The sequence below is a fragment of the Ruminococcus sp. AF37-20 genome (assembly GCF_003460465.1).
Classification (GTDB): Bacteria; Bacillota; Clostridia; order Oscillospirales; family Ruminococcaceae; genus Hominimerdicola; species Hominimerdicola aceti.
In genome coordinates this window covers 198493-223464 of sequence record NZ_QTVE01000004.1, presented here as the reverse complement: position 1 = coordinate 223464, position 24972 = coordinate 198493, and the positions used below count along the sequence as shown (strand labels likewise).

The window sequence follows — 24972 nt, the reverse complement described above, 5'->3', positions numbered from 1 at the left end:
TAATAAAAAGCGGACCTTTTTCAGTCCGCTTCTATATCAGCTCTCTTTTGGCAGATAAAATCTTCCTGAGAGTTTTTGTGTTTTTACTTCATTTATGAAGGCTTTCGGATCGGCTTCTTTTACAGCGTGTATGACCTTTTTGGTCTGTGCCGCTGATACTACTGAATAGACGATCTGTCTTTCGCAGTGTTCGTAAGACCCCTCGCCGTCAAGTATGGTCGCGCCATGCTGGCTCACTGCATAAATAGCGTCTGCTATCTCTTTGGGCTTGTTTGTTACGATAAGCAAGGTGCTTTGCTGGAATTTTTTGTAGAGCATATGCAAAACGGTTGTTGAAGCATATTGAAAGATGATAGAATACAGTGCTTTGTCCCAGCCGAACATAAAGCCTGCAACGCACAATATGACCGCATTGAAGCCAAGTATAACATTGAAGGTGTCCATATTGCTTTTCTCTGAAAGATAAATGGATATAAAGTCCGTTCCACCTGATGTTGCACCACGATTAAGGCAGAGGCTAATGGCAACGCCGTTTATCATTCCTCCGAAGATGCTTATGAGAAGCACGTCCTGGGTGATTATGTGGTCGGGGATAAGGTCGGTGAAAAAGCTGTTGAGCAGTATCATCACGCAGGAAAAAGCCGTGAACTTTTTGCCGATAAATCTGAAACCGATATACACGGGGATTATGTTCAGAGTTATGTTTATGATGCTGAACGGAAGCATTATGCCTGCAAGCTGTTTCACTGCACGCTGTATGAGTATGGACATTCCTGTCATTCCGCCTGGGTAAAGACCGCCTGTGTTTACAAAGGTCTTTGTGTTTAGCGCCATTAGAAAGGCGGCGACAGTCACGGCGATAATTGTGAAAATGTCTTTTCTGATATCTTTTTTCATGGCTTTGCCACTCCTTTCATATGTCAGCAATTATTCTCCTTTAAGCTCGGCAAATTTTTTCTGCATGGTAGGATTATTTTTGGTAAGGCTCTTGATAGTGAGAGCGTCAGCCTTTTTGTTAGCAAGGCGCAGATTGTTTTCTGATGAAATAAGATTTTCTTTTATCTTTGTGAGATGTGCTATAGACTTGTCTATTTCTGTGATAGCTTCGCCAAAACGTCTGCTTGCAAGTTCATAGTTTCGGGCAAAGCCCTCCTTGAAAGTGTTGATGTTTTGCTCAAACATTGTGATGTCGATATTCTCGTTGCGCACCTTTTCAAGCTCTTCCTTATAGGAAAGGGTATTCATGGCGGCATTTCTCAGTATGGTGATTATCGGTATAAAGCACTGAGGTCTGACTACATACATTTTATCATAAGCATATGAAACATCTGTGATGCCTGCGTTATAAAGCTCGCTGTCGCTTTCCAGAAGTGAAACAAGTACAGCGTATTCACATTTTTTCTCACGCCTGTCCTTGTCAAGCTCTTTGAAGAAATGCTCGTTCTTTTTCTTGGTGGAGGTGGTGTCCTGCTCGTTTTTCATTTCAAACATTATGGATATTATCTCCACACCGTTTTCATCACATTCACGGTAGATAAAGTCGCCCTTGCTTCCTGAGCTTGCGTCGTTATCCTTGTCAAAATAAGCGTTTCTGAATGCGGTAGCTCTTATCTTGTTGAACTCGTTCATGCAGTGCTGTTCAAGGCTCTCGCCCACCATTTTTGTAGACAGACGGCTTTTTAGGTCTTTGTAGTATGCGATAGCTTCGTCCTTGCTTTTTATCTGTGCATTAAGCTCTGCAATAGTGGAATTTTTCTCACTTTCCACTTTTGAAAGTGCAGTGGTAAGCTCCAAAGCCTTTTCAGTATCCTTATTTTTGATATCTGTTTCAAGACGTGTTATCTCCGCTTTATATTCATTTTCTGACTTTTGCATTTGCAGAGTATGCTCAGAATTGAGCTGCTGTATCTGCATATCACGCTGAGATATCTCCTGCCTGAGCTTGTCTTTTTCGCTGTTGAATTGCGATCTTGCTTTCTCCACAGCCATTGATATGGCAAGTTCTTTTTCTGTGGTCATAGATTTAGTCTGAGCGGTAAGCTGTGCGATAAGCTTTTCGTTTTGACTTATCTGCTCCTTTAGCTGCTCAAGCGTTTTTTCATACTCGGCTCTTGTGCTTTCCTGAGCCTTTGTGACTGCAAGTGTCTTTTCGCTCTCACCGTTAGCCGCAGCCGCTTTTAGCTTTTGTATCTCCATATCCTTGTCATTGACAGCTTTTGTGTACCTGCTGTCAAAATCAAGCTTAGCAAGCTTCAAAGCCTTGTCTTTTTCATCAGCCACACGCTTGTCAAGCTCTTTATCAAACTCAGCCGTTTTTACCTGAGCCACGATAGCCGCATAGCCCTGTTCATCAACTTTGAACACCTCTCCGCAGTGGGGACATTTTATTTCAGACATTTTATGTACCTCCGATTTCTTGTTTTTTCTTTAATATGATTATACCATATTTTATTCTCCTATACAAGAAATGAAGAAGATTTTTTTTACGACAAAAAAGCAGGAACGCAAAAATCACGTTCCTGCCAATTTGTTGAAAAGCCCAACAGTTAGCGAGGGACCAAAGGTTGCCCCTACATAAAATAGCTACGTCATTTGTAGGGGACGGCGCTCTCAACGTCCCGCTTGCTTGTTTTTTTCAGCACTCTCAGCAGGAACGTATTACCACGCTCCTGCGAAAATTTAGCCAAGTATTTTCTTTATATCTTCCTCTGGTGTGCTGATAGGTGTAAGCTGGAACTTATCGACCAAAACGTCAAGCACTCCCTTTGAAACGAATGCGGGGAGGGTCGGTCCGAGGTAGATGTTCTTTATGCCCAATGAAAGCAGGGTGAGAAGTATGCAAACTGCCTTTTGCTCATACCATGAAAGCACAAGCGTCAGCGGCAGATCGTTCACTCCGCAGTCGAACGCCTCGGCAAGTGCAAGGGCTATCTTTATGGCTGAGTATGCGTCATTGCACTGTCCGCAGTCAAGTATCCTTGGTATGCCGTCGATAGTGCCAAGATCCATATCGTTTATGCGGTATTTTCCGCAGGCAAGAGTGAGGATAAGGCTGTCAGGCGGCGTGAGCCTTGCGAAGTCGGAATAGTAACTTCTGCTCGGTGACGCACCGTCACAGCCGCCTATGAGGAAGAAGTGCTTTATCCTGCCCTCTTTCACAAGGCTTATTATCTTTTCGGCATTTGACAGCACTGCGTTGTGTGCAAAGCCTGTTGTTACTGTGTGACCGCCGTTCATGCCTGTCATTTCTCTGTCCTCGTCATAGCCGCCGCACTCAATGGCTTTTTCTATAACAGGCGTAAAATCCTTGTCGTCGCCAATGTGCACAAGCTCAGGATATGACACGATAGAGGTGGTGAAAACTCTGTCGCAATAGCTTTGACGGACAGGCATTATGCAGTTTGTCGTGAAAAGTATCGGTGCAGGGATATTGTGAAATTCCGTCTGCTGATTTTGCCAGCCTGTGCCGAAATTGCCCTTTAGCTGCGGATAGGCTTTGAGCTTTGGATAACCATGGGCAGGGAGCATTTCACTGTGAGTGTAGATATTCACTCCTTTATCTTTGGTCTGCTCAAGGAGAAGTTTCATATCGTGCAGGTCATGACCGCTCACGACGATAAAAGGCCCTTTTTCAATGGTCAGTGGAACTTCTGTAGGGACAGGGTCGCCGTATGCGTCAGTGTTTGCGGCGTCGAGAAGTGCCATACATTTCAGGTTCACATTGCCTGTTTCGAGCACCAGTCCCAACAGCTTTTCAGGGTCGTTCTCACTGCCTATGGCACGCAGAGCCTTGTAGAAAAAGCTTGTCACCTCGCTGTCAGTTTTGCCAAGTGCCTGTGCGTGATAAGCATACGCCGCCATACCCTTTATTCCGAAGAGGATAAGTGATTTCAGCGAGCGGATATCCTCATGATCGTTCCACAGTTTTTTCATGTCGTAGTCATCAAACTTCTGAGAGTTGATGCGGTTTCGCTCAATGTGTATCTCCTCTGTGAGCTGTTTTATGGTGACATTATTGAAGTTCACGTTCGTGATAGTCGTAAAAAGCCCTTTGAGTATGAGCATATCTGTTTTTTCAGTTGACGAGCCATTTTCTGCGGCGTTTGCAAGGGCGATAAGTGCACCGATTAGCTCGTCTTGATAAACTGCTGTGTCGGCTTTTTTGCCGCATACGCCTACTTTTCCGTCACAGCCTTTGTTGTGTGCAGTCTGCTGACACTGGAAACAAAACATATCTTTCACTGGTAAGACCTCCGTTTATTTGTGATAGGTCTATTATGTACCAATATGTAAAATTTATTCCTGGGTTTTATGAGAAAAACAGCCTAACTGCAAGTGCAGAGAATACAAATCCCATGGCGTCGGAAAGGCACGCCGCTGCAAATACTGAGGGATAAGCCTTTTGTTTTATGGCTGAAAAATATACTGCTATGGTGTAGAATGTGGTTTCCGTTGACCCCATTAAAACGCTTGCCACACGTCCGCTGTAGCTGTCAGGGGAAACGCTTGAAAGAATGGTTTCAAGGCAGGCGAGTGCGCCGCTTCCTGAAATGGGTCTGACTATGGCAAGTGGTATGCACTCTTCCGGAAAGCCCAGAAAGGTGGTCACAGGTCGGAGCAGTTTTGCTATAATATCAGCTGCTCCTGATGATGTGAACATTCCCACTGCTGTCATAAGCAGAATGAGCATTGGTATCAGCCCCACGGCGATTTTGAGGTTTTCAGTCGCACCCTCGCAGAACACATTCACTATATCCACCTTTTTCACAAGCCCATAGCAAAGTATAAAAACCATAAGCGCAGGCACGAAAATGTCACCGAAATCCATGGCGTTCGTCCTTTCTGAGGTTGAGGGCATAGACCATAAGACAGCCTGCGGTCACGGAGATAAGGGAGGAGAAAATGATAGCAGGCGTTACGTCAAAGGGGGATACTGCACCGTGTTCAAGGCGCATTGCCGCAATGGTGGAGGGGATAAGCTGAATGGAAGCCGTGTTAAGCACCACAAGCATAGAAATGCACCTCTTTCGTGCCGCAGGCGGAAGCTTCTGCATGGCTTTCACTGTGGCTATGCCTGAGGGTGTGGCGGCATTGCCTAATCCTAAAAGGTTTGCGGTCAGGTTCATTGTCACGGCATTCATGACCTCGGGGCAGTGTGCGGCATCTCTGAATAGTAGCCTTGTGACAGGGGATAGCATACGGGCAATGACCGCTGTTATGCCAGCCTTTTCACATATCTTCATAAGTCCGCCCCAAAGACACATTGAGCCACTCAGGTATATGACAAGCTCCACCGCTTTGTTACAGCCTTCAAGAGAAGCCACTGATACTGCTGTCATGTCGCCTTTAAGAAAACCGCATAACAAGGCGGATAGGGACAATATCACAATTATTACGCTTAATATAATTAACACTCCTTTCAGTTAGTATTCATATCAAGTTAATATATAAAAAACTTTGACAATAAGTGTGAAATTTTGGTGATAACGCTTGACAAATGTAATTATGTTTGTTATAATATGTTTATCATAAGATTTATGTTAAATGAAATACTATTTTTGTGTTTCAAATTAATTTAAAGGGGATTGATTTTATGAAATCTACAGGAATTGTAAGAAAAGTTGACGAGCTTGGAAGAATAGTTCTTCCTATCGAGCTCAGAAGAACCTACGACCTTGCTGTTAAGGACGCTATCGAGATCTACACAGATGATGACAAGATCATTCTGAAGAAGTTCCAGAGAACTTGTATCTTCTGCGGAAGCGGTGAAGAGTGCGTTGAATACAAGGGCAAGACAATTTGTGCAGCTTGTATGGCAGAGCTCAAGGGTGAAGCTAAGTAATTACATATTTGTAGTAATATTATGAAACAGACAGGACGGACATGAAAGTGTTTGTCCTGTTTAATTTTATGTATGAAAAAAAGCGTGTATGCAAAAAAACATACACGCTTTTTTATATTATAAGCTTTTTGAAATCATCTTCGCTGCCATTAAATACCGTCATGTGAAGATATTCGCCGCTTTCATAGAATGAGAATTTTACACGGTTGGTATAAGTCCAAAACGTCCAATCCATATCCTCGTCAGGCTTTGAAAACAGGCTCTCATACCATATCTTGTCCTTGTTAAATCTGCTGTCTGAAGCAACGATGTTTTTGTACGTCCGTTCTGTGCAGTATATGACAGGTCTTACGCCGTATTGCTTTTCTATCCTGTCGCAGAAGTCTGCAAGGTTATCTGCGGTTTCGTAATAGTCAGGTGGCAAAAGTCTGTAAAGTCCTCTCAGTCTTACCTCCACTGCAGGGATAAGCCTGCCGCTTAGATCCTCGCCCACGGCATTTATGAAATGCTCTGCCTGCTTAGTGCCGTCAGTATCAAGCTCCAGCACATGATATGCACCCACTGATATATCAGTGTCCTTTGAGCCGTTCCAGTTGTCACGGAACGCACCGTCCTCAAAGGTAGTGCCTTTGGTGGCTCTTATATAGGCGGTCTGGATATTCTGCTTAGCAAAACTCTTCCAGCGTATCTCGCCCATTGACTCTGTTACAACAGGTCCTCTTATTGGATAGTCACGCTTTTTCGGCTCATTGAACCACAGTCTGCCTGTATACAAAAGCACCGCAAGGTTTATCACAAGCACGACTGCACACAGTATTATCAGCCGTTTTACGAGCTTTTTCAGAAATCTGTGCCGTGGCTTTTCTTCCTCATAAGCCTCGTAGTTTGTATAGTCTGAAAGGTCACGATCGTCATACTCGCTGTCTATTTTGTTTATAGCTTCCTTGTCAAGCTTGAATTTCTTGCTGCGTTTCATTAGCAGTATCCTCTCGGTTAAATTCCTCGGAATTTGCGATAAGCTCCGCAAAGGTATATGTGTCAAGCTTGTTCCTTACCATTTCAGATATCTCGTTAAAAGCTTTCTGATAACAGCAGATACCGTCTGCACCTCTGTTGCAGGTGCAGTCTGGGGAAAGACATCTTGAAAAATAATATGTACCCTCTATGGCTTCAAGAACGTCTTTCAAGGTAAGCTGTGCAGGGTCTTTATTTATGATATAGCCCCCCTGCGTGCCTTTATATGACTTCACTATATCAGCCGCAACAAGCTTTCTCAGTATCTTCAGCGCAAATCGAAGTGTAACGCAGGCATCATTGGAAATGGTCTTTGCGTCCATTTTGTCTTTTTCGCGGCATAGAACGGATACTATTCTTACTGCGTAATCCGCCTCAAGTGTTATAAACATTTATTTCCTCCGAAACTTAGTCAAGGTAATCTCTTACCTTGTTGCTCCTGTTAGGGTGACGGAGCTTTCTGAGAGCCTTTGCCTCTATCTGACGTATTCTCTCACGGGTAACGTTGAACTGCTGACCTACTTCTTCAAGAGTTCTTGAACGTCCGTCCTCAAGACCGAAACGCAGTCTGAGCACCTTCTCTTCTCTCTCTGTAAGAGTGGAAAGCACCTGATTTATCTGCTCTTTAAGAAGCACAAGTGAAGCGGCTTCTGCCGGAGCCGGAGCGTCATCATCAGGGATAAAGTCGCCAAGATGTGAGTCCTCCTCCTCACCGATAGGTGTTTCAAGAGAAACAGGGTCCTGAGCGATACGCATTATCTCTCTTACTCTTTCAACGCTCATATCAAGCTCTTTTGCTATTTCCTCAGGTGACGGATCATGACCGTTCTTGTGGAGAAGCTGTGAAGATACTTTCTTTACCTTTGTGATAGTTTCTACCATGTGTACAGGTATTCTGATTGTTCTTGCCTGATCGGCGATCGCTCTTGTTATAGCCTGTCTTATCCACCATGTGGCATATGTGGAGAATTTGAAGCCCTTTGTATAGTCGAATTTTTCAACGGCTTTGATAAGACCCATGTTGCCTTCCTGGATAAGGTCAAGGAAGCTCATTCCTCTGCCCACATATTTCTTTGCGATAGAAACAACAAGTCTGAGGTTTGCTTCTGCAAGTCTTTTTCTTGCTTTTTTAGCGTCCTTTTCATTGCCGCTAGACATCTTTTCTGCAAGCTGTATCTCCTCCTCGGAGGTAAGAAGCGGCACTCTGCCTATTTCCTTAAGGTAGATCTTAACCGGGTCGTCGATAGCGATTCCGTCAGTTGAAAGGGAAATATCAACGCCGTCCTGATCCAGATCGTCTTCCGGGTTTACCATGTCAAGGCTGTCGTCGGTGATGATATCATCAATTATCTCAATATTATTTGCGGCACAGCTATCATAGAAGCTGTCCATTTGCTCGACGTCATAGTCGAGCTTTTCAAGAGCGTCAGTTATCTCTTTTGTAGTGAGCTTGCCTGTAGTTTTGCCGTGTTCCATAAGGTTATCAAGTATCTGTTTCTTGTCTGTCATTTCAAACACTCCAATCTCAATTTTTACATCGGTTGATCTTTGCTAATTCTTTTTGCGCATTTCTTCAAACTTTTTGAAGAAGTCGTCGTCGGATATATCCTCCTGTTTCTCCTTCGGCTTGTAGTTTAAAAGCACATTTATATAATCCTCAGCGACCTTGGCGTCAATGCCCAGTTCGCTGTATTTTTCCAGTATCTCCGTTATCTTACCCACTTCCTCGGGTGAAAATTCACCATTAAAAGATGATACAGAGCAATCCTGCAAATCGGTTATCTTGCTCGTCAGGCTTTCGTAAACACGCCTATTGAAGCTGGTAACGAATTTGTCGGGCGGAAGCCTTTTGAGAACATCTCCGCAGGCGTCATGATTATTGTAGAGATAATATATGATACCCGCTTCGGCGGCGGATTCTCGTCTGTGTTCATTGGCTTCGGGGTTTATTGTGTCACGCTTGTCAGCGAAGGTTATAGTGCGAGTCCATTCCTTTTTGCTATACTGATAGCGACGGTTTTTAAGTATAGCATTAAGTTCTGCATTGACAGTTGTGATGCTCACATTCTGTTCAGCCGCCACCTTTTTTGCGTATATCTCACGCTCAGTAGGGGAGCTTATATCCGCAAGGACTTTATAGGCTTTTTTGAGATAATCTATCCTGCCTATATCAGTGTCCATATCAATGCCGTCTTTGCATTTTTCTAGCTCAAACTCTATTGCACCGTCTGATTTTTTCAGCAAATGGCGAAAGTGGTCTGCTCCGAATTTGTTTATGTACTCATCAGGGTCTTTTGCACCGTTCATTTTTATAACTGTGGTCTTAAGGCCGGTTTCACCTAGAATTTTTATTGCTCTCGTTGTGGCTTTCTGACCTGCGCCATCTGCGTCATAGCATATGACAACGTTGTCTGCATAGTTGGATATTATCTTCGCCTGTTCAGGGGTGAGCGCAGTTCCGCAGGAAGCTACGGCATTTTCAAAGCCTGCCTGATTAAGGGAAATAACGTCAAGGTTACCCTCGCACAGAAGAATGGTCTTATCTTTCACTGCGGCGTTTTTGGCGAAGTTCATGGAGAAGAGAAATCTGTTTTTTGAATACACAAGGGTATCTTTTGAGTTAAGATATTTTCTCTTATCGTCAGGTGTGAGCGCTCTTCCACCAAAGCCCACTATATGACCTGCAAGGTCGATAAAAGGGAACATTGCACGATTTACGAAGAAATCGAACGTATTTCGGGTATTCTTCTGTGAACGTGAGATAAGCGAGCCTTGCTCCAATTCTTCCTCGGTGAAGCCCTCAGAGAGCATATAGCTTTTCAAGGCAGACCAACTGTTTGGAGCAAAGCCCATGCCATATTTCTTTATGGTTTCAATACTGAGCTTACGTTTGTTTATAAGATAGTCAAGACATTCCTTGCCCTGTGGTGTCTTTAGCTGATGATAGAAAAACCTTGCGGCTGTTTTATTCATTTCATAGAAGCGCTTTCTGGTATCGGTGCGCTTGCTGTCATAGCCGTTATCCTCCGGAAGCGGCACTCCGCCACGTTCTGCAAGGAGCTTGACAGCTTCCCAATAGTCCAAATTATTGTACTTCATTGTAAAAGTGATAACATCTCCGCCTGCTCCGCAGCCAAAGCAGTGAAAATACTCTTTGTCAGGGTGAATATGGCAGGACGGGGTTTTTTCGTTGTGAAAAGGGCAGAGGCAAACATAATCTCTGCCTGTTCTTTTGAGGGTGACATAGCTGCTCATGACCTCTGCGATAGGGTTGGCAGCTTTAAGTCTTTCTATAAAATCTATAGGCAGCGGCAAATTTCTTCCTCCTTGGGTATGCGCTAATACTTTGTCCACCCCAATGGGATAAACAGATTTTTAAAGGTCTCAATGGCAAAGCCGTCTGTCATGCCTGATATGTAATCGCAGATAGCGCGGTCAATTCCGAACTGATAGGCGAGATTCATATAAAAGGCAGGCAGCTTTTCTATATGATGAACATAGTAGTCATAGAGCTTTGCTATCATGTCTTTAGCTTTGACTTCTTCTGATTTGCACTTTGGATTTGTGTACACAAAGTCAAACATAAATCTATGCAGTGCAGTGTAGGCGTCACTCACTTCGTCGTCCATATGCAGGCTTTCAGCTCCGCCCTTGATAAGCGATGTCACAAGAGTGGTTATCCTCTCAGACTTGGATCCGCCAAGAACCTTTGTGATGTTTTTCGGGATATCCTCCTCGGTCATAATGCCTGCACGAACGGAATCGTCGATATCGTGATTTATATAGGCGATAACGTCTGCAAATCGCACAACATAGCCCTCTTTCGTGTCGGCTATCATGTTAGTGTGCTTTAATATTCCGTCACGGACTTCTTCTGTGAGGTCAAGACCCTTGCCGTCTTTTTCCAAAATATCCACTACACGCAGGCTTTGCTCATAGTGGTGAAAGCCGTCAGGGCTAAGCTCGTTGAGAGCCCTTTCTCCTGCATGACCAAAAGGCGTATGACCAAGATCATGACCCAGTGCGATAGCTTCGGTGAGATCTTCGTTGAGCCGCAAAGCCCGTGAGATAGTCCGTGCAATCTGACTTACCTCAAGGGTATGAGTAAGTCGTGTTCTATAATGGTCGCCTGCAGGGGACAGATAGACCTGAGTTTTATGCTTCAGCCGTCTGAAAGAGTTGCAGTGAAGTATCCTGTCACGGTCACGCTGGAAACACGTCCTCAGCGGACAAGGTTCGCAAGGCTCTTTACGCCCTTTTGAATCAACAGACAAGCAGGCGTTTTCGCTCAGAAATTGTTTTTCAAACAACTCGGTTTGTTCTCTCGGCAGCACAAAAATTCCCCCTTACAGTATATAAAACATACTAACTCTATATAATATATACTATAATAGTTCAAAAAAGCCTTTATTTTTACATAAAGGCTGAATGTTTTTGTATGATCGCACAAACTTCACGCAAAATCAGCAAGAAGATTTGTTTCTTCTGACAATTCAAGCTTGCCGCAGGATATATCCGTAAGCTGTTTTTTCAGCTTGTCTGAAAATTCAGACTTCACAAGAAACGCAAGATTTACAGAATCAGCAAAGTCCTCTTTTTCCATTATCACGCCATATTCAGGCAACGCATAGCTGACTTTGCCATAAAGTGTATAGTCGCAGGAAAAAGATATTCTTGAACACTCGCACATTTCCATTTTTCTTGCAGCGTTCACCGCCATTGAACAACCCTGAGAATAGGCTCTTGTAAGACCGCTTGCCCCTAAAAGTATTCCGCCGAAATATCGTGTCACCACCACGCAAACATCTGTAAGCCCGGATTTGTTTATTACATCAAGCACAGGCACTCCGCCTGTACCCTGTGGCTCGCCGTCGTCGCTGTATCGTGAAACGTTTCCCTCTCTCAACACATAGGCATAGACGTTGTGTCTAGCCTTGCGGTTTTCGGCTTTTATCCTGTTTATAAATGCGACAGCCTCATCAGCGGTGCTGACAGGTGCGATATGCCCGATAAATTCGGACTTTTTCTCCGTAAAGCTCGCCTGAGCTTCCTCATAGATTGTTGTATATCCCATTTGGTGTCCTCATATAAAAGAAAAAAGGAACGGAATTATCCGTTCCCTTTGAAAATTAGTCAAGATTAAATCTCTTCTTGAATCTGTCAACACGTCCGCCTGTATCTACGAGCTTCTGCTTACCTGTGTAGAATGGGTGGCACTTAGAACAAATTTCAACCTTGATATCCTTCTTTGTAGAACGAGTATGGATAACATTACCGCAAGCGCAAGTAATTGTTGTTTCCTCATACTTTGGGTGAATTCCTTCTCTCATTTGACTTCCTCCTTCCAAACTAAAATTATGACTCATAGAAGCCCATCATTTCAGTTTAGACAGTAGTTCTATGTAGTATTTATCAATATGCTGAACAAATCAGCTTTATTATTATACCATTATATACGTCACTTGTCAAGCACTTAACACTTTTTTTACATTTATCCTGCTCATTTCGACAAAACAAAAAGGCAACCCATCGGCTGCCCTTTGCTTGTGTAAAAATTTTGGAGAGGATGAAACGAGCTAAGAGTTTGATCTTAGTGTTTACATTCTTTTTTTCTTTCTCTGTTCTACATTACATATTATAGCCTTTAGGGGCTGTAACTTCAAGAACAGACAAGTTACATTTCACTACAATACTGTTACAAATTATTTCAATTTGTAACTTTAAAATAACCTTAAATTTTCCTCAAAGCAGGCTTATTATTCGTGGTCAACTCCGTATGCTGCACGGTATTCCAGCATTTTGTCAAGATACTCTTTGCCCTCAACAACACCGTCCTGAATAGCCTTGATGATATCGTTGATGTTTACGATAGAGTATACCTTTACACCAAAGTCTTTATAAGCCTGTTCAACGGCAGAGAGGTCAGTATCCAGTGCTTTTTCCATTCTGTCAACTGTTATAACCATGCCTGTTACGTTTACGTCTGCGGCACTTTTGAGCTTTGGCATTGACTCTCTGAGAGCCTTGCCAGATGTCATAACATCGTCGATGATTATTACCTTTTCTCCGTCTGCAAGCTTCTTTCCAACGAACATTCCGCCCTCGCCGTGATCCTTAGCTTCCTTTCTGTCAAAGCAGTAAGAAACGTCAATGCTATACTTGGTTGCAAGCGCGATAACGGCTGAAACAGCAAGAGGGATACCCTTATATGCAGGTCCGAAAAGTGTTTCAACAGGTATTTTGTTGTCAGCTATGCAGTCAGCGTAAAAGCCGCCCAACTTTGCAAGCTGTTCGCCTGTTTTATAGTTTCCGCAGTTGATGAAATACGGAGCTTTTCTGCCGCTTTTGAGAGTGAAGTCGCCAAACGTGAGAACTCCGCTGTCTACCATAAATTTTATAAATTCTTCCTTGTAGGTCATATTGAACTTCCTTTCAATTATGTTATTTTGATTATACCACATTTTTCACGGCTTTGCAAGGTTTTTTTGCCTGCCGAACATAAGTCCGTGAGAGCCTGTGGCAAGGCAGAAAACGCCGTGCTCACGCATATCTCCGCATATTGAGTGTATAACGCCGTATTGCTGTCTATCGGTGTTTATACGTGCGAAGCTTTCGCCAAGATCTTCAGAAATATAAAAGCCGTATTCGCCACTGATATTTCCTGTGACATACATTGCAGGAGTTTCCTCAAGCCCTTTTCCAAAGCCTATGCAGTTAATCCTGTTCTCAGGGAGAATATCACTTATACCCACGCTGTCACTCTTTATCTCAAAGCGGTAAAGTCCTTTTATGCCGTTTGCAAGCCAGAATACTCCGCTTTTATCTGGCTGTCTTGAAAGCTGATAGTGAGCGTATCGCGGACACTTTATGTCCGCTTTTATGGACACTTCTCTGAAAGTTGCACCTTTGTCACGGCTGATGTAAAGCCCCAGATTTTCTCGTTCTGCTATGGCGAAGAAAAGATCGCTGTTGTAATAGTCCGAGAAAATTTTTACGTTGTGTTCATCTGCTGAGTTTTCGTTACTGTCCGTAAAAATGGACTTTTGCCATGTTTTGCCCTCGTCGTCGGTATAGCAGACAGCCTTGTTAGAAAAGCCTCTGCCGCCTGCAATAGCCCACATTATGCGTTTGCCGTCGGCAGATATCGCTGTCCAACCTGAGTCTACATTAGGCTTTTCGATGTTGTCAAGCTTTTGGTCTATAAACTCAGAAAGCCCACGGGGCATGGGAAGTCTTTCCCACGTTGAACCGCAATCTTTGGATAAGATCAGACCGCCTTTTGTTTTGCCCGTCCAGTTGCCACGGGGAGTTGCAACGATGTATTCAGGTCTTTGAAGTGTGAAGTCTGCGTTTAGGCAGGTGATGTAGCGGTCGCCATTTTCGTTTGCAAAGGAATTTTCGCACTCACTGTCATAATCTTCAAAGGCAAAGCCGCCAAGGTCGCCAATGATATCTATAATGCGATTTCTGCCATGGGGAGTGGTGTATACATTAAGGTGAACAGTTTCCTCGATGCCCTCGCAGAATGGTTTGACAAGCACAACTCCGCTTGCAAGACCTGTTATCATGAACAGACCTGTTCCTGTGTTGAACAAGGCAGTGTCGCTGTCAAAAGGCGAAAGCTTTATGTCGCTTATCCAGTGGACGCAGTTTCCGCCTCCGTTGTATCGTGGTTTCATGTATGGGATATTCCAATCGAAGCGGCTATATTCAAGACCGTTCATTATTATCTGCCAGCTTTCACCGCTGTCGGTGCTTGTATAGATCATATCTCCGCCATTTTTTCGGCAGACAGTTGATAGCAAAAGCATTTTGCCGTTGGAACATATTCCGCTGTAGCCGCATGGGATATGGTCCTCGGGGGTGATGTCTTTGTCAAAAACAGTCACTCCATTTTCGATGCGGTATCTGTAGACCTTGCCGCCTGAAAGCGAGCCTGTGTCGCAAGCATAAGCACCCATGCCACCGTAGAATACTTCTCCGCTTGAAGCAAAAGTGATGTATATATATCTGCTGTCGCTGGTGATACGCTGTGGCACGAAGCCATAATAGGAGGAGTTTTCGTATTTCACAGGGTCGGGGGCGGTGAGGGGAACGAAGCTTTTCAAGCCGTCTGTGGAGCAATACAGAGTGTGACCTCTTGTTACACCATCAGGGGAGTTTGCTTCACCTGAACAGCCTGCTATAAAAAGTTTGCCCTCACTGTCTGTCCATATAAGCGAGATGTTTTTCTCACCAAACAGGTCTATGCTTTGCCAGCTTTCGCCCATATCATCAGAATAGATAATTCCTGCGGTCTGAGAGCCGAAATACAGCCTGCCGTTTTTGTAAATAAGTCTGTCACCTGTGGCTCTGCCAACTTCATTTCCGTGAACGCTGCATGGCAGTGTCTTTTGTATTATATTTTCTCCCTTGTCATCAGATATGCAGATATAATTTGAGCGTTTATCTCCGCAGGTGAAAAACAGCTTATTTGGGTCGTTTTCGTCAAGGGCTATTGCAAGGGGATAGGTCTGTGCAGGGTCGTCTGCGGTAACTTTGTCTGCCAGATAGACCCATGTGTTTTTGTCAAAGTCATAGCGATAAACGCCACCGATGTCGGTGCGTATATAAAGCGTTTTGCTGTCGGTGGGGTGGAAAGTGATACCTGTCACAAAGCCGCCTCCGCCTATTTTCAGATTGCCATATTCGTATTTGATAGGTGAAAGAGTTTTCATATATTTCTCCGTTACCATTCGATAGTAGAAACGTCAACAGGGTCTTTGTTTATCTCAACTTTGTCTACTTTGCTGTTTTTGACGGTTATAACTCTGTCAGCCATTGGTGCGATAGCGGAGTTGTGGGTTATGACTATAACTGTAACTCCGTCACGGCGGCAGGTATCCTGCAAAAGTCTGAGGATATTTTTACCTGTGTTGTAATCAAGAGCGCCCGTTGGTTCGTCGCAAAGAAGAAGCTTAGGATTTTTCGCCAATGCTCGTGCGATAGAAACACGCTGCTGCTCGCCGCCTGAAAGCTGGGAGGGGAAGTTGTTCATTCTGTCCTCAAGTCCCACTTTTTTCAGCACTTCTTCAGGCTGTGAGGCATGTGCGCATATCTGTGTGGCAAGCTCTACATTTTCCTTAGCAGTAAGATTATTCACAAGGTTATAGAATTGAAAAACAAAGCCTATGTCATATCTGCGGTATGTTGTGAGCTGCTTTTTATTAAAAGTGGCAATGTCCTTGCCGTCAACAAGGATCTTGCCCTCATCGCAGGTATCCATGCCGCCGAGCATATTAAGTATAGTAGTTTTTCCTGCACCGCTTGCACCCACGATAACAGCAAATTCGCCTTTTTCTATCTCAAATGAAACACCGTCTGCGGCATTTATGGTTATCTCGCCCATTTTGTATCTTTTATAAACGTTCTCGAATTTTACAAAGCTCATAGTCTGCACCCCCATATTGTCTTTACGTTATTGTATCACAATAATATGAACATTTCAAGGGCTTTTGCTACTTGAAATGGTGGAAGTGATATGTTATAATTGTATCTGAAACAGGCGTGAGCCTCACATTTTGACAAGGAGAGATATAAATGGAATTTCAGAAGCTTATTGAAAGCAGAAGAAGCATAAGAAAATATGACGGCAGTAAAAAGGTAACAAAAGAGCAGATAGAAACGCTCATAGCTGCCGCAACAGAAGCACCATCGTGGAAAAACTCTGAAACTGCAAGGTATTACTGCGTTCTCAGCGACGAGATGACAAAGAGGGTAAGAGAGGAGTGCTTGCCCGGATTTAACAGAGAAAGGTCTGAAAATGCGGCGCTTCTTGTAACGACTTTTGTACATACAAGAGCAGGTTTTGACAAAGAGGGTGATCCTGATAATGAAGTTGGCAATGGCTGGGGATTTTACGATCTTGGTCTGCACAATGAGATACTTCTTCTCAAAGCGGCTGAGCTTGGCTTAGGCTCGCTTGTAATGGGCATCAGGGACGGAGAAAAGCTCCGTGAGGTGCTTGAAATACCAGAAAGCGAGATCGTAGTATCGGTTATAGCCGTTGGCTATCCTGCAGAAGCCCCTGCCAGACCTAAAAGGAGAGCTGTTGAGGATATTGCAAAGTTCTTTTAATATGGGAGTTATGCAGTTTTTTAGCTTGTATTTGTGATATTGACCTTCCTGCGCTTTAGTTTGGTCGTCAGACCTTTCCTTACAGCATGGGGAGGTCTTTTTGTGCATAAAAATAAGGCGTTAGAACAAAATCTAACGCCTTACTGATATTCTTTTGAACACGAAGTCTTATCGTTGTTCACATTACAAGACTTGTGAAGTGGATTAAAACCTTACTTCATAGCCTCTTCAACTGCAACTGCGCAAGCAACTGTAGCACCAACCATTGGGTTGTTGCCCATGCCGATAAGACCCATCATCTCAACGTGTGCAGGAACTGAAGAAGAACCAGCAAACTGAGCGTCGCTGTGCATTCTTCCCATTGTATCTGTCATACCGTAAGAAGCAGGACCAGCAGCCATATTATCTGGGTGCAGAGTTCTACCTGTTCCTCCGCCTGATGCAACTGAGAAGTACTTCTTGCCCTTCTCAAGTCTTTCCTTCTTGTATGTACCTGCAACTGGGTGCTGGAATCTTGTTGGGTTTGTTGAGTTACCTGTGATAGAAACGTCAACATTTTCTTTCCACATGATAGCAACGCCCTCGGTAACATCGTTAGCACCGTAGCAGTTTACCTTAGCTCTCAGACCATCAGAGTATGCCTTACGGAATACTTCCTTAACTTCGCCTGTGTAGTAATCCATTTCTGTTTCAACATATGTGAAGCCGTTGATTCTAGCGATGATCTGTGCAGCGTCCTTGCCAAGACCGTTAAGAATAACTCTCAGAGGCTTTGTTCTAACCTTGTTAGCCTTCTCAGCGATACCGATAGCACCCTCAGCGGCAGCGAATGATTCGTGGCCTGCGAGGAATGCGAAGCACTCTGTGTCCTCTTCAAGAAGCATCTTGCCGAGGTTACCGTGACCAAGACCAACCTTTCTCTGGTCAGCTACAGAGCCAGGAATACAGAAAGCCTGAAGTCCCTCGCCGATAGCAGCAGCAGCGTCAGCAGCTCTTGTGCAGCCCTTCTTGATAGCGATAGCGCAGCCTACTGTGTAAGCCCACTTAGCGTTCTCAAAGCAGATAGGCTGAATGCCCTCAACGAGCTTATAAATGTCAAGACCCTTAGCCTTGCATACGTCAGCACACTCTTCGATAGTGTTGATACCGTACTGATTGATAACAGCAAGGATCTGCTTTTCTCTTCTCTCATATGATTCAAATAAAGCCATTGTAACAAATCCTCCTTATTCTTTTCTTGGGTCAACGATCTTAACAGCGTCAGCTACTCTGCCGTACTGACCCTGTGCTTTCTCAAAAGCAGTGTTAGCATCGTCGCCAGCCTTGATGAAGTCCATCATCTTGCCGAAGTTTACAAACTTGTAGCCGATGATCTCGTCATCTTCGTTAAGTGCAAGACCTGTAACATAGCCGTCTGTCATTTCAAGGTATCTAGGACCCTTTGCAAGTGTACCATACATAGTACCTACCTGTGAACGAAGTCCCTTACCAAGGTCCTCAAGACCAGCGCCTACTACAAGACCGCCCTCAGAGAACGCACTCTGTGAACGACCGTAAACGATCTGGAGGAAAAGCTCTCTCATAGCTGTGTTGATAGCGTCGCAAACGAGGTCTGTGTTAAGAGCCTCGAGAACTGTTCTGCCTGGAAGGATCTCTGATGCCATAGCAGCAGAGTGTGTCATACCTGAGCAGCCGATAGTTTCAACGAGACATTCCTGGATAACGCCCTCTTTTACGTTAAGTGTCAGCTTGCAGCAGCCCTGCTGTGGAGCACACCAGCCGATACCGTGTGTAAAGCCTGAGATATCCTTGATTTCCTTAGCTTTTACCCACTTTGCTTCTTCTGGAATTGGAGCTGCACCGTGAGCAACGCCCTGAGCGATAGGGCACATTGTTTCAACTTCGTGAGAATAAACCATTATTTACATAACTCCTCTCAAATGATTTTGGTGTAAATGTTGTATATTACATACACTTATATTATAACGCATATTTCGCCATTTTGCAATAGTATTTTATGATTTTTAATATTTTTTTCTCATTCTGTGGTAATTATCACGCTGCTGAGAGGTGCGAGTCTGAGCGGCAGCTTATAGTTTGTGGTATAAAGACCGCTGTTTATGCAGTTTGATCCACTATAAATATCACGGTCAGAGTTGAGAAGCTCTTTGTAGGCTCCGTTTTGCTCGACCTTCAGGCTATAGTTCTGATAGCTTCCGGAAAAATTGAACACCATATAAAGCGTCTTGCCGGAAGGGTCGCTTCTGCGGTAGGCATAAATGCACTGATTTTTGTTGTCTGCGTCTATCCAGCGGAAAGATGTGGAATTATAGTCGGACTTATACAGTGCAGGCTGTTCAAGATAAAGTTTGTGGAGTGCTTTCACATACTCGTGTAATGAATCGTGTATAGGATATGTGAGCAGATTCCAGCCAAGCTCTTTTTCATCACGCCATTCAAGATATTCGCCAAGCTCGTTGCCCATGAAGTTGAGTTTCTTGCCGGGGTGAGTGAACTGGAAAGTATACAGTGCTCTTATGGTAGCAAACTGCTCCTGCTGACTGCCGAACACCTTATCCACCATGGTTTTCTTGCCGTGAACTACCTCGTCGTGGGAATAAGGAAGAATGAAAAGGTCATTATAGAAATAACTCATGGAGAAAGTCATTTTATTGTGATGATTTCTGCGTTCAAAAGGCGGAGTCTTTATATAATTGATGGTATCGTTCATGAAGCCCAGATCCCATTTATAGTCAAAGCCAAGACCGCCGAACTCAACAGGGGCAGTTACCTTAGTGTAGTTTGTGGAATCTTCTGCGAAAAGCATAACGTCAGGGTGCATTTTCTGAATGGTGTAATTAGTGTTCTTCAAGAACCATATACCGCTGTCGTTCACAGCGTCATCAGTGTGGCCGTGACGATAGATAAGGTTTGCAACTGCGTCATATCTCAATCCGTCAACATGATATTTTTCTATCCAGAAATTAACTGAGGATTTTACGAAGCTAAGCACATGAGGCTTTGTGTAGTCAAACAGGGCAGTACCCCACTCGGAGTATCTGTCATACTCGTTGTCGCTTTCAAAGAGGAAGCCTCCGTCATAAATGTGCAGGGCATAGAAATCACGGACAAAATGTACGGGTACAAAGTCCAGAATAATGCCGATATTTTCCGCATGGCAGGCGTCTATGAACCTCATAAGCCCTCTGGGGTCGCCGTAACGGCTGGTTGCGGAAAAATATCCCGACACCTGATAGCCCCATGAGCCGTCATAAGGATATTCCGTCAGTGGCAGAAGCTCGATATGGGTATAGCCCATTTCCTTTACATAAGGTATGAGCAGGTCTATCATTTCTTCATAGGTGTAAAAGCGGTCGGTTTCTTCTTTTCCCTCTTTTATGCGCCACGAGCCGAAATGTACCTCATATATGTTCATAGGCTTTTCATAGCATTTGTCACGCTTTGAGAGCCATTCTTGGTCATTCCAGCTATAGCTGTCAATATCATACACCACAGAAGCATTTTTAGGTCTTACCTCGCTGTACACCGCAAAAGGGTCTGAGCGGTAGTGCTTTTCAAGAGTAGGCGTTGTGATAACATACTGATAAATGTCACCCTCTTTTGCAGGGCGTTCAACGCTCCATACCCCACGTTCATCGCATTCCATAGGGATAATATCTCCGTTCAGGCAAAGCTCTACCTTCCTTGCATGGGGCGCATAGGTGGAAAATCTTATGCCGTTCTCTGTTTTTACTGCCCCAAGAGCTTCATACGCTCTACAACTTTGACCATTTATAAATTCTGTGATGATATTGTTTTTCATGCCGTTTCCCCCTGTGAAAAATATTTATAAAAAGTTATTGAAATTTCATAAATTTATGATATAATAAAAGTTAGCGCGAATTGTCTGCTTTTTTGACACAAACGTGTCTTAGTCTGATTTTTCTTCAAAAAAGCACTTTTGTCGCTATGAATTTGAAAGGAATGTAGTTAAATGTCAAGCTCTGCGATAACCAAAAGTGCTTTGTGTGATTCACTGAAAAAGCTCTGCGAGCAAAAACCCTTTGATAAAATATCCATATCCGATATAACAGGTGAGTGCGGTCTTAACCGCCAGTCTTTTTATTACCATTTTCAGGATAAATATGAGCTTTTGAGCTATATCTATCTTCACGAGCTTTTCGCTGACATCACCAAAGGCGTAAACTACGACAACTGGTATGAGCGTCTTGAAGGATTTCTCGTAAATATGCTCAAAGACAAGCGCTTTTACTCAAACACGCTAAAAAGCAACGAAAAGATTTTCGAGCATTATCTTTTCAGAAGTATGCACAAGCTGTTTATCAGATTTTTCTATCACGCTGTTGCTATAACCAGAAAGCGTTCCGATAAGGCGAAGTTCTTTGCCGATTTTTATTCTCATGGCTATTGCGGAATAATAATAGATTGGGCAACGGGCGGAATGAGAGAAACTCCACATGATGTAATGCTGAAAATGCGTGAGCTTGCATACGAAAACGTTACCATTGGTGAGGGATTCAGACAGAACCTTTGACAAAAGTCACACAATCACTCTGTTATTTTATCATATTTTATGTAATAAGTGAATAGACAAACCTAAACATACGACAAAAAAAGCGACAGATCCAGATTTCTGTCGCTTTTATTTTTTTTACTTTGAAGCTTTTGATTTTCTTCTGTCAATAATAACGCATATTATGAATATCAGCAAGCCTGCCGCTGAAAGTGCTATGCCCTTGTGGAGCAACGGTGCGGTAAAGGTTATCTTTATGCTGTGGCTGCCCTTTGGTATCTTGAAGCCAAGGAATGCAGTGTCGGTCTTTTCACACTGCACCTCTTTGCCGTCGATCTCGGCGGTGAAGCCGTCGGTATACGGAATGGAAATGGTGAAATAGCCGTCATTTTTAACGTCTATAGTGCCGTTTATCACATCTCCGTGAGAGGTCTTCTTGTCTATCATGAACGGGTCAACGTCACGCACAAGGCTGTCTTTGTCGATGACATAACAGCGAACGTTGGTTATCTCATACTTGCCGTCAGAGAAATTCACCTTAACGCTGTCTGCACTATAGTCCTGACCTGTGGTTATGACATATTCAAAACGTCTGTTATTATTGTAATACTTCCAATCAGGTGCAGTGAGCTTGTTTTTATTGCCGTTTATGGACACCCAAGCGTCCTTTCTGCCACCCTTTATATCGTTGTTCACATTGAAAGATACAAACATTATCTCATTGTTCGTGAGCGTTTCGGGAAGCGTTATCTCCTGAGTGAAAGGCTTTTTGGCGTCAATGGTGTATTTTCCCCATTCACGCTTTATCTGGTCGCACTCTGTAAAGTTGATGGAGCGTACCTTTTTGATATCAGATGAAAATGACTTTTCCGTCTTATCCTCAACTATTATATTATTGAAAAGAGCTTCCACTGAGTATGGATAATTCAGGGAATTATATTCTTTTCTGCCGATAAGAGCATTGGTAGCATATCCGAAAGGCAGAACGTCATTGTTTTCATAAAGTGAAAGGCTTCCGCTCTCTTTTATCTTCTTGTAGCCTGACACTGCCTTTACCGGGTCGTCAGTGATAAGATATCTGTTTGAAAAATACATATCAGCAATAAGGCTTCGTGTCTGAGTGGTCAGGGAAGTGTTGCGGTATGAATTTTCGTTGTATATCTCACTGTAATAAAATTTGTTGTAATCTTTATTGTGCAGTGAGGAATATATTGACATGGTGTAATAATCTGCATTATATATCATGTTCACTGTGTTTACTTCGTCAACGCAGTTTGAAGTCCTCGATATCTCCTCTTGCGAGCCCACATAATCTGCAAGTGTATTCATATCACTGCTGTTATCATATTCAAGCTCTCTTAAAGGCACAAGCTCGTCTGCAAAGTTTGCATATACTGTGGATACCACGAGGCAAAGGGACATTCCTATATTAAGTATGAACTCTTTTTTGCAACGTCTGTATACAAACAGGCTCGACATAAGCACAACAAAGTCAAGGATAATATAAAACTCCACTTTTTTGGTGGTCTTGAACCAGAAAACTCCTGCCAGTGCAACTAAAAGGGTTATCACTGCAAGTGGTTTAAGCTTTAGCTTTCCTCTTATTATATCAAAATAGGTGTGTCCGAAAAGGAGCATACCAAGAGGAAGGAAAGGTATAAGAACTTTCGGGTCAACATACAGTGTGCCGTTTAACATATAGACTATTATAGGGCAGGTGGCTATTACCATCATAACGATCCCGAGAAATCTTCTGCAACGCTGTTTTGAGAACACCGCCGATATTATGCTAAGCACTGTGAAAAGGCAAAGCCCCATTGAGTAGTGATAATAGAGCAGAAATTTCAAGTTTACCCCAGGTATGAACGACTTGAGGTCAACATGACTGTTGCCTGCCTCTCTGCCTGAGAGCATACAGTGCAGTGTCGGCAGGATAAGCACGCACGCCATTATCACTGCTAGGATAAGCCTGAAAGCGAATGCTGTTCCGTCTTTGCAGAACTTCTTGAAAGTTGGCTTTTCATTTATTTTCAGCCAGCGGTAAACGCCATACACTGCCATTGCCGCAAGACCCGACACTGCAAAGAAATAGCTTGTCATGAGCATCAAAAATGCCCAAAGCGTCACCATGTATTTTCTCTTGCCCTCGAAATAATCCTCGATAGCCATAAAACCCAAAAGCAGGAAAGGCATATAATTCACGAACATTATGTGCCTGTGACTGTGGAAGATAAGGGGTGCTGAAAAGAGAAACACAAAGCTCAGTGCAAACGCTGTGTTGTCTGTGAATTTCTGCCGCATCCATATATAGAATATCCACAGGCTTGCTATAATGCCTATTATGGATACTATCTGTATATAGGTGGACATTTTCACAAAGGGCAGAAGATAAGAAAAAAGTATTATAGGCGAATAAAGCCCATAATATGACAGATTATAGATGTTCTCACCACAACCTATGTTCGGGGCAAAGGAGGGAAAAAAGTCCCCAGTTTTGTAAAAGAGCTTTCTGAAATAATCCGGGATAGCATAGTGCTGTCCGCCCCAATCAAGCTCAGAGCCATAGGCAAACTTGAATCTTGTCAATGCAAGCACAAAGAGAAGATATATCCCTGTAAGCACACACAGATGTATTATATTTTTCTTACTGAGCCTCATTCACAGCCACTCCCAGCGCAGTTGCAGTTTGTTTTTTCATTTCAGGGTGTTCACTGTAGCGTTTATACAGCGTCCAATCCTCATAATAAGCCATATGCCACAGCTTGTCTACAGTTTTCTTTTGAGAGGTATACATATCCGCAAGCTTTTTCTTGAACTCGTATCTCTCCTTTGATATCTTTGGCAAAGTGTTGCCCACCACCTTCAGACGGCTAGCCTTGTAATACTTGCCAAAGCAGTAAAGGTCACATTGGATATCGTTCTTATCGTATATCTCAGTGACGTAATTATGCACGTTTACATGGTGGATATGACCATATTCGCCTTTTTGATTATGCACAGCTATAAGCTTCCAATCCTTGCAGGTCATTATCTTTTCAAGGTCAGATTCGATACCGTCCTTAACAAGCGCCCAATCGTCACGCTTACCCCTGACTTTATCAGGATATTCAAGCATTATACACTCGTTTCCCGAGGCTTTCACCACGTCCTTGAACTCCTGAGAACGCACCTTATTTCTTCCGTTTGTTACGCACACAACAAGATAGCCTTTATCATAAAGATGTCCTCCGCCCCAAAGCACTTCGTCGTCTGGATGAGCAACTATCATAAGCTTATCAGCCTTTGATGACGAAGCAAGCTGTAACTGTATGGCGGATATAGGCGCAACGTCATAAGCCTGATTGACGGTATCTCTTATATGTCTTTTGTAGCCTAAAAACCACAGTGTGCCTATAAAAAGGACTATTGCCAGAATTATTGCTGTTTCCTTTATATGCCGTCTTGTAAATTTGAGCATAAAAATGCC

Annotated in this window: 23 protein-coding genes; 3 read left to right on the top strand and 20 right to left on the bottom strand. The window is 43.5% G+C overall.

Annotated elements, in window-relative coordinates:
• Window positions 1–36: 36 nt before the first annotated feature.
• The 5 genes from DW015_RS04405 to DW015_RS04385 form a co-directional block, all read right to left on the bottom strand.
• Window positions 37–897, bottom strand: coding sequence for a YitT family protein (locus DW015_RS04405; RefSeq protein WP_117897071.1), 861 nt, complete (start codon window positions 895–897; stop codon window positions 37–39).
• Window positions 898–927: 30 nt separating this feature from the next.
• Window positions 928–2397 carry a DUF2130 domain-containing protein gene (locus DW015_RS04400; RefSeq protein ID WP_117904473.1) on the bottom strand — a complete coding sequence of 490 codons (1470 nt, stop codon included), beginning with the start codon at window positions 2395–2397 and terminating at the stop codon, window positions 928–930.
• A gap of 282 nt (window positions 2398–2679) precedes the next feature.
• Window positions 2680–4242 (bottom strand): hydroxylamine reductase, encoded by a 1563-nt coding sequence (hcp, locus tag DW015_RS04395; protein ID WP_117904471.1) that lies wholly within the window; start codon window positions 4240–4242, stop codon window positions 2680–2682.
• Window positions 4243–4309: 67 nt separating this feature from the next.
• Entirely contained in the window at window positions 4310–4828 is a 519-nt protein-coding gene (locus DW015_RS04390; RefSeq protein WP_117904469.1) for a nucleoside recognition domain-containing protein, read from the bottom strand.
• The gene (locus DW015_RS04385; protein ID WP_117904467.1) at window positions 4815–5339 is read right to left on the bottom strand and encodes a nucleoside recognition domain-containing protein; all 525 of its coding nucleotides are present in this window, start codon (window positions 5337–5339) and stop codon (window positions 4815–4817) included. The genes DW015_RS04390 and DW015_RS04385 overlap by 14 nt, the downstream gene beginning before the upstream one ends.
• A gap of 254 nt (window positions 5340–5593) precedes the next feature.
• Between DW015_RS04385 and DW015_RS04380 the strand changes: the two genes are divergently transcribed.
• A complete protein-coding gene (locus DW015_RS04380; RefSeq protein ID WP_022288275.1) occupies window positions 5594–5842 on the top strand; it encodes an AbrB/MazE/SpoVT family DNA-binding domain-containing protein in 249 nt (82 codons plus the stop codon).
• 112 nt (window positions 5843–5954) lie between these two features.
• Here the strand turns inward: DW015_RS04380 and DW015_RS04375 are convergent, their stop codons facing one another.
• The 10 genes from DW015_RS04375 to DW015_RS04330 form a co-directional block, all read right to left on the bottom strand.
• Window positions 5955–6818: a GH25 family lysozyme gene (locus DW015_RS04375; protein WP_117904465.1), complete on the bottom strand. Its 864-nt coding sequence runs from the start codon at window positions 6816–6818 to the stop codon at window positions 5955–5957.
• Window positions 6790–7248, bottom strand: coding sequence for an Rrf2 family transcriptional regulator (locus DW015_RS04370; protein WP_022288277.1), 459 nt, complete (start codon window positions 7246–7248; stop codon window positions 6790–6792). The genes DW015_RS04375 and DW015_RS04370 overlap by 29 nt, the downstream gene beginning before the upstream one ends.
• A gap of 16 nt (window positions 7249–7264) precedes the next feature.
• Window positions 7265–8365 (bottom strand): RNA polymerase sigma factor RpoD, encoded by a 1101-nt coding sequence (rpoD, locus tag DW015_RS04365; RefSeq protein WP_022288278.1) that lies wholly within the window; start codon window positions 8363–8365, stop codon window positions 7265–7267.
• Between the two features lie 42 nt (window positions 8366–8407).
• A complete protein-coding gene (gene dnaG, locus DW015_RS04360) occupies window positions 8408–10171 on the bottom strand; it encodes a DNA primase (RefSeq protein WP_046440762.1) in 1764 nt (587 codons plus the stop codon).
• 23 nt (window positions 10172–10194) lie between these two features.
• Window positions 10195–11190, bottom strand: coding sequence for a deoxyguanosinetriphosphate triphosphohydrolase (locus DW015_RS04355; protein WP_117897065.1), 996 nt, complete (start codon window positions 11188–11190; stop codon window positions 10195–10197).
• 119 nt (window positions 11191–11309) lie between these two features.
• Window positions 11310–11930: a YigZ family protein gene (locus DW015_RS04350; RefSeq protein WP_117904461.1), complete on the bottom strand. Its 621-nt coding sequence runs from the start codon at window positions 11928–11930 to the stop codon at window positions 11310–11312.
• Window positions 11931–11985: 55 nt separating this feature from the next.
• Entirely contained in the window at window positions 11986–12186 is a 201-nt protein-coding gene (rpmE, locus tag DW015_RS04345) for a 50S ribosomal protein L31 (RefSeq protein ID WP_022288282.1), read from the bottom strand.
• 426 nt (window positions 12187–12612) lie between these two features.
• Window positions 12613–13275, bottom strand: a complete 663-nt coding sequence (gene pyrE / locus DW015_RS04340) for an orotate phosphoribosyltransferase (RefSeq protein WP_117904459.1) — start codon at window positions 13273–13275, stop codon at window positions 12613–12615.
• A gap of 45 nt (window positions 13276–13320) precedes the next feature.
• A complete protein-coding gene (locus tag DW015_RS04335) occupies window positions 13321–15573 on the bottom strand; it encodes a sialidase family protein (RefSeq protein ID WP_117904457.1) in 2253 nt (750 codons plus the stop codon).
• Between the two features lie 11 nt (window positions 15574–15584).
• Window positions 15585–16286, bottom strand: coding sequence for an ABC transporter ATP-binding protein (locus DW015_RS04330; RefSeq protein ID WP_181979831.1), 702 nt, complete (start codon window positions 16284–16286; stop codon window positions 15585–15587).
• Window positions 16287–16435: 149 nt separating this feature from the next.
• Here DW015_RS04330 and DW015_RS04325 point away from each other — a divergent pair, with 149 nt between their 5' ends.
• On the top strand, window positions 16436–16972 hold the full coding sequence (locus tag DW015_RS04325) for a nitroreductase family protein (protein ID WP_022288286.1): 537 nt from the start codon (window positions 16436–16438) through the stop codon (window positions 16970–16972).
• Between the two features lie 212 nt (window positions 16973–17184).
• Here DW015_RS04325 and DW015_RS04320 read toward each other — a convergent pair whose 3' ends face one another.
• The 3 genes from DW015_RS04320 to glgB form a co-directional block, all read right to left on the bottom strand.
• Complete coding sequence (locus DW015_RS04320) at window positions 17185–18183, bottom strand: GGGtGRT protein (RefSeq protein WP_022288287.1); 999 nt, start codon at window positions 18181–18183, stop codon at window positions 17185–17187.
• Between the two features lie 15 nt (window positions 18184–18198).
• Entirely contained in the window at window positions 18199–18891 is a 693-nt protein-coding gene (locus DW015_RS04315; protein WP_022288288.1) for a hypothetical protein, read from the bottom strand.
• A 119-nt stretch (window positions 18892–19010) separates the two neighbouring features.
• A complete protein-coding gene (glgB, locus tag DW015_RS04310) occupies window positions 19011–20795 on the bottom strand; it encodes a 1,4-alpha-glucan branching protein GlgB (RefSeq protein WP_117904453.1) in 1785 nt (594 codons plus the stop codon).
• Window positions 20796–20966: 171 nt separating this feature from the next.
• Between glgB and DW015_RS04305 the strand changes: the two genes are divergently transcribed.
• The gene (locus tag DW015_RS04305; RefSeq protein WP_022288290.1) at window positions 20967–21527 is read left to right on the top strand and encodes a TetR/AcrR family transcriptional regulator C-terminal domain-containing protein; all 561 of its coding nucleotides are present in this window, start codon (window positions 20967–20969) and stop codon (window positions 21525–21527) included.
• 117 nt (window positions 21528–21644) lie between these two features.
• On the opposite strand, the gene DW015_RS04300 is transcribed toward DW015_RS04305, so the two are convergent.
• Window positions 21645–24164, bottom strand: a complete 2520-nt coding sequence (locus tag DW015_RS04300) for a YfhO family protein (RefSeq protein WP_117904451.1) — start codon at window positions 24162–24164, stop codon at window positions 21645–21647.
• Window positions 24151–24963 carry a PIG-L family deacetylase gene (locus DW015_RS04295; RefSeq protein ID WP_147338135.1) on the bottom strand — a complete coding sequence of 271 codons (813 nt, stop codon included), beginning with the start codon at window positions 24961–24963 and terminating at the stop codon, window positions 24151–24153. The genes DW015_RS04300 and DW015_RS04295 overlap by 14 nt, the downstream gene beginning before the upstream one ends.
• Window positions 24964–24972 lie beyond the last annotated feature (9 nt).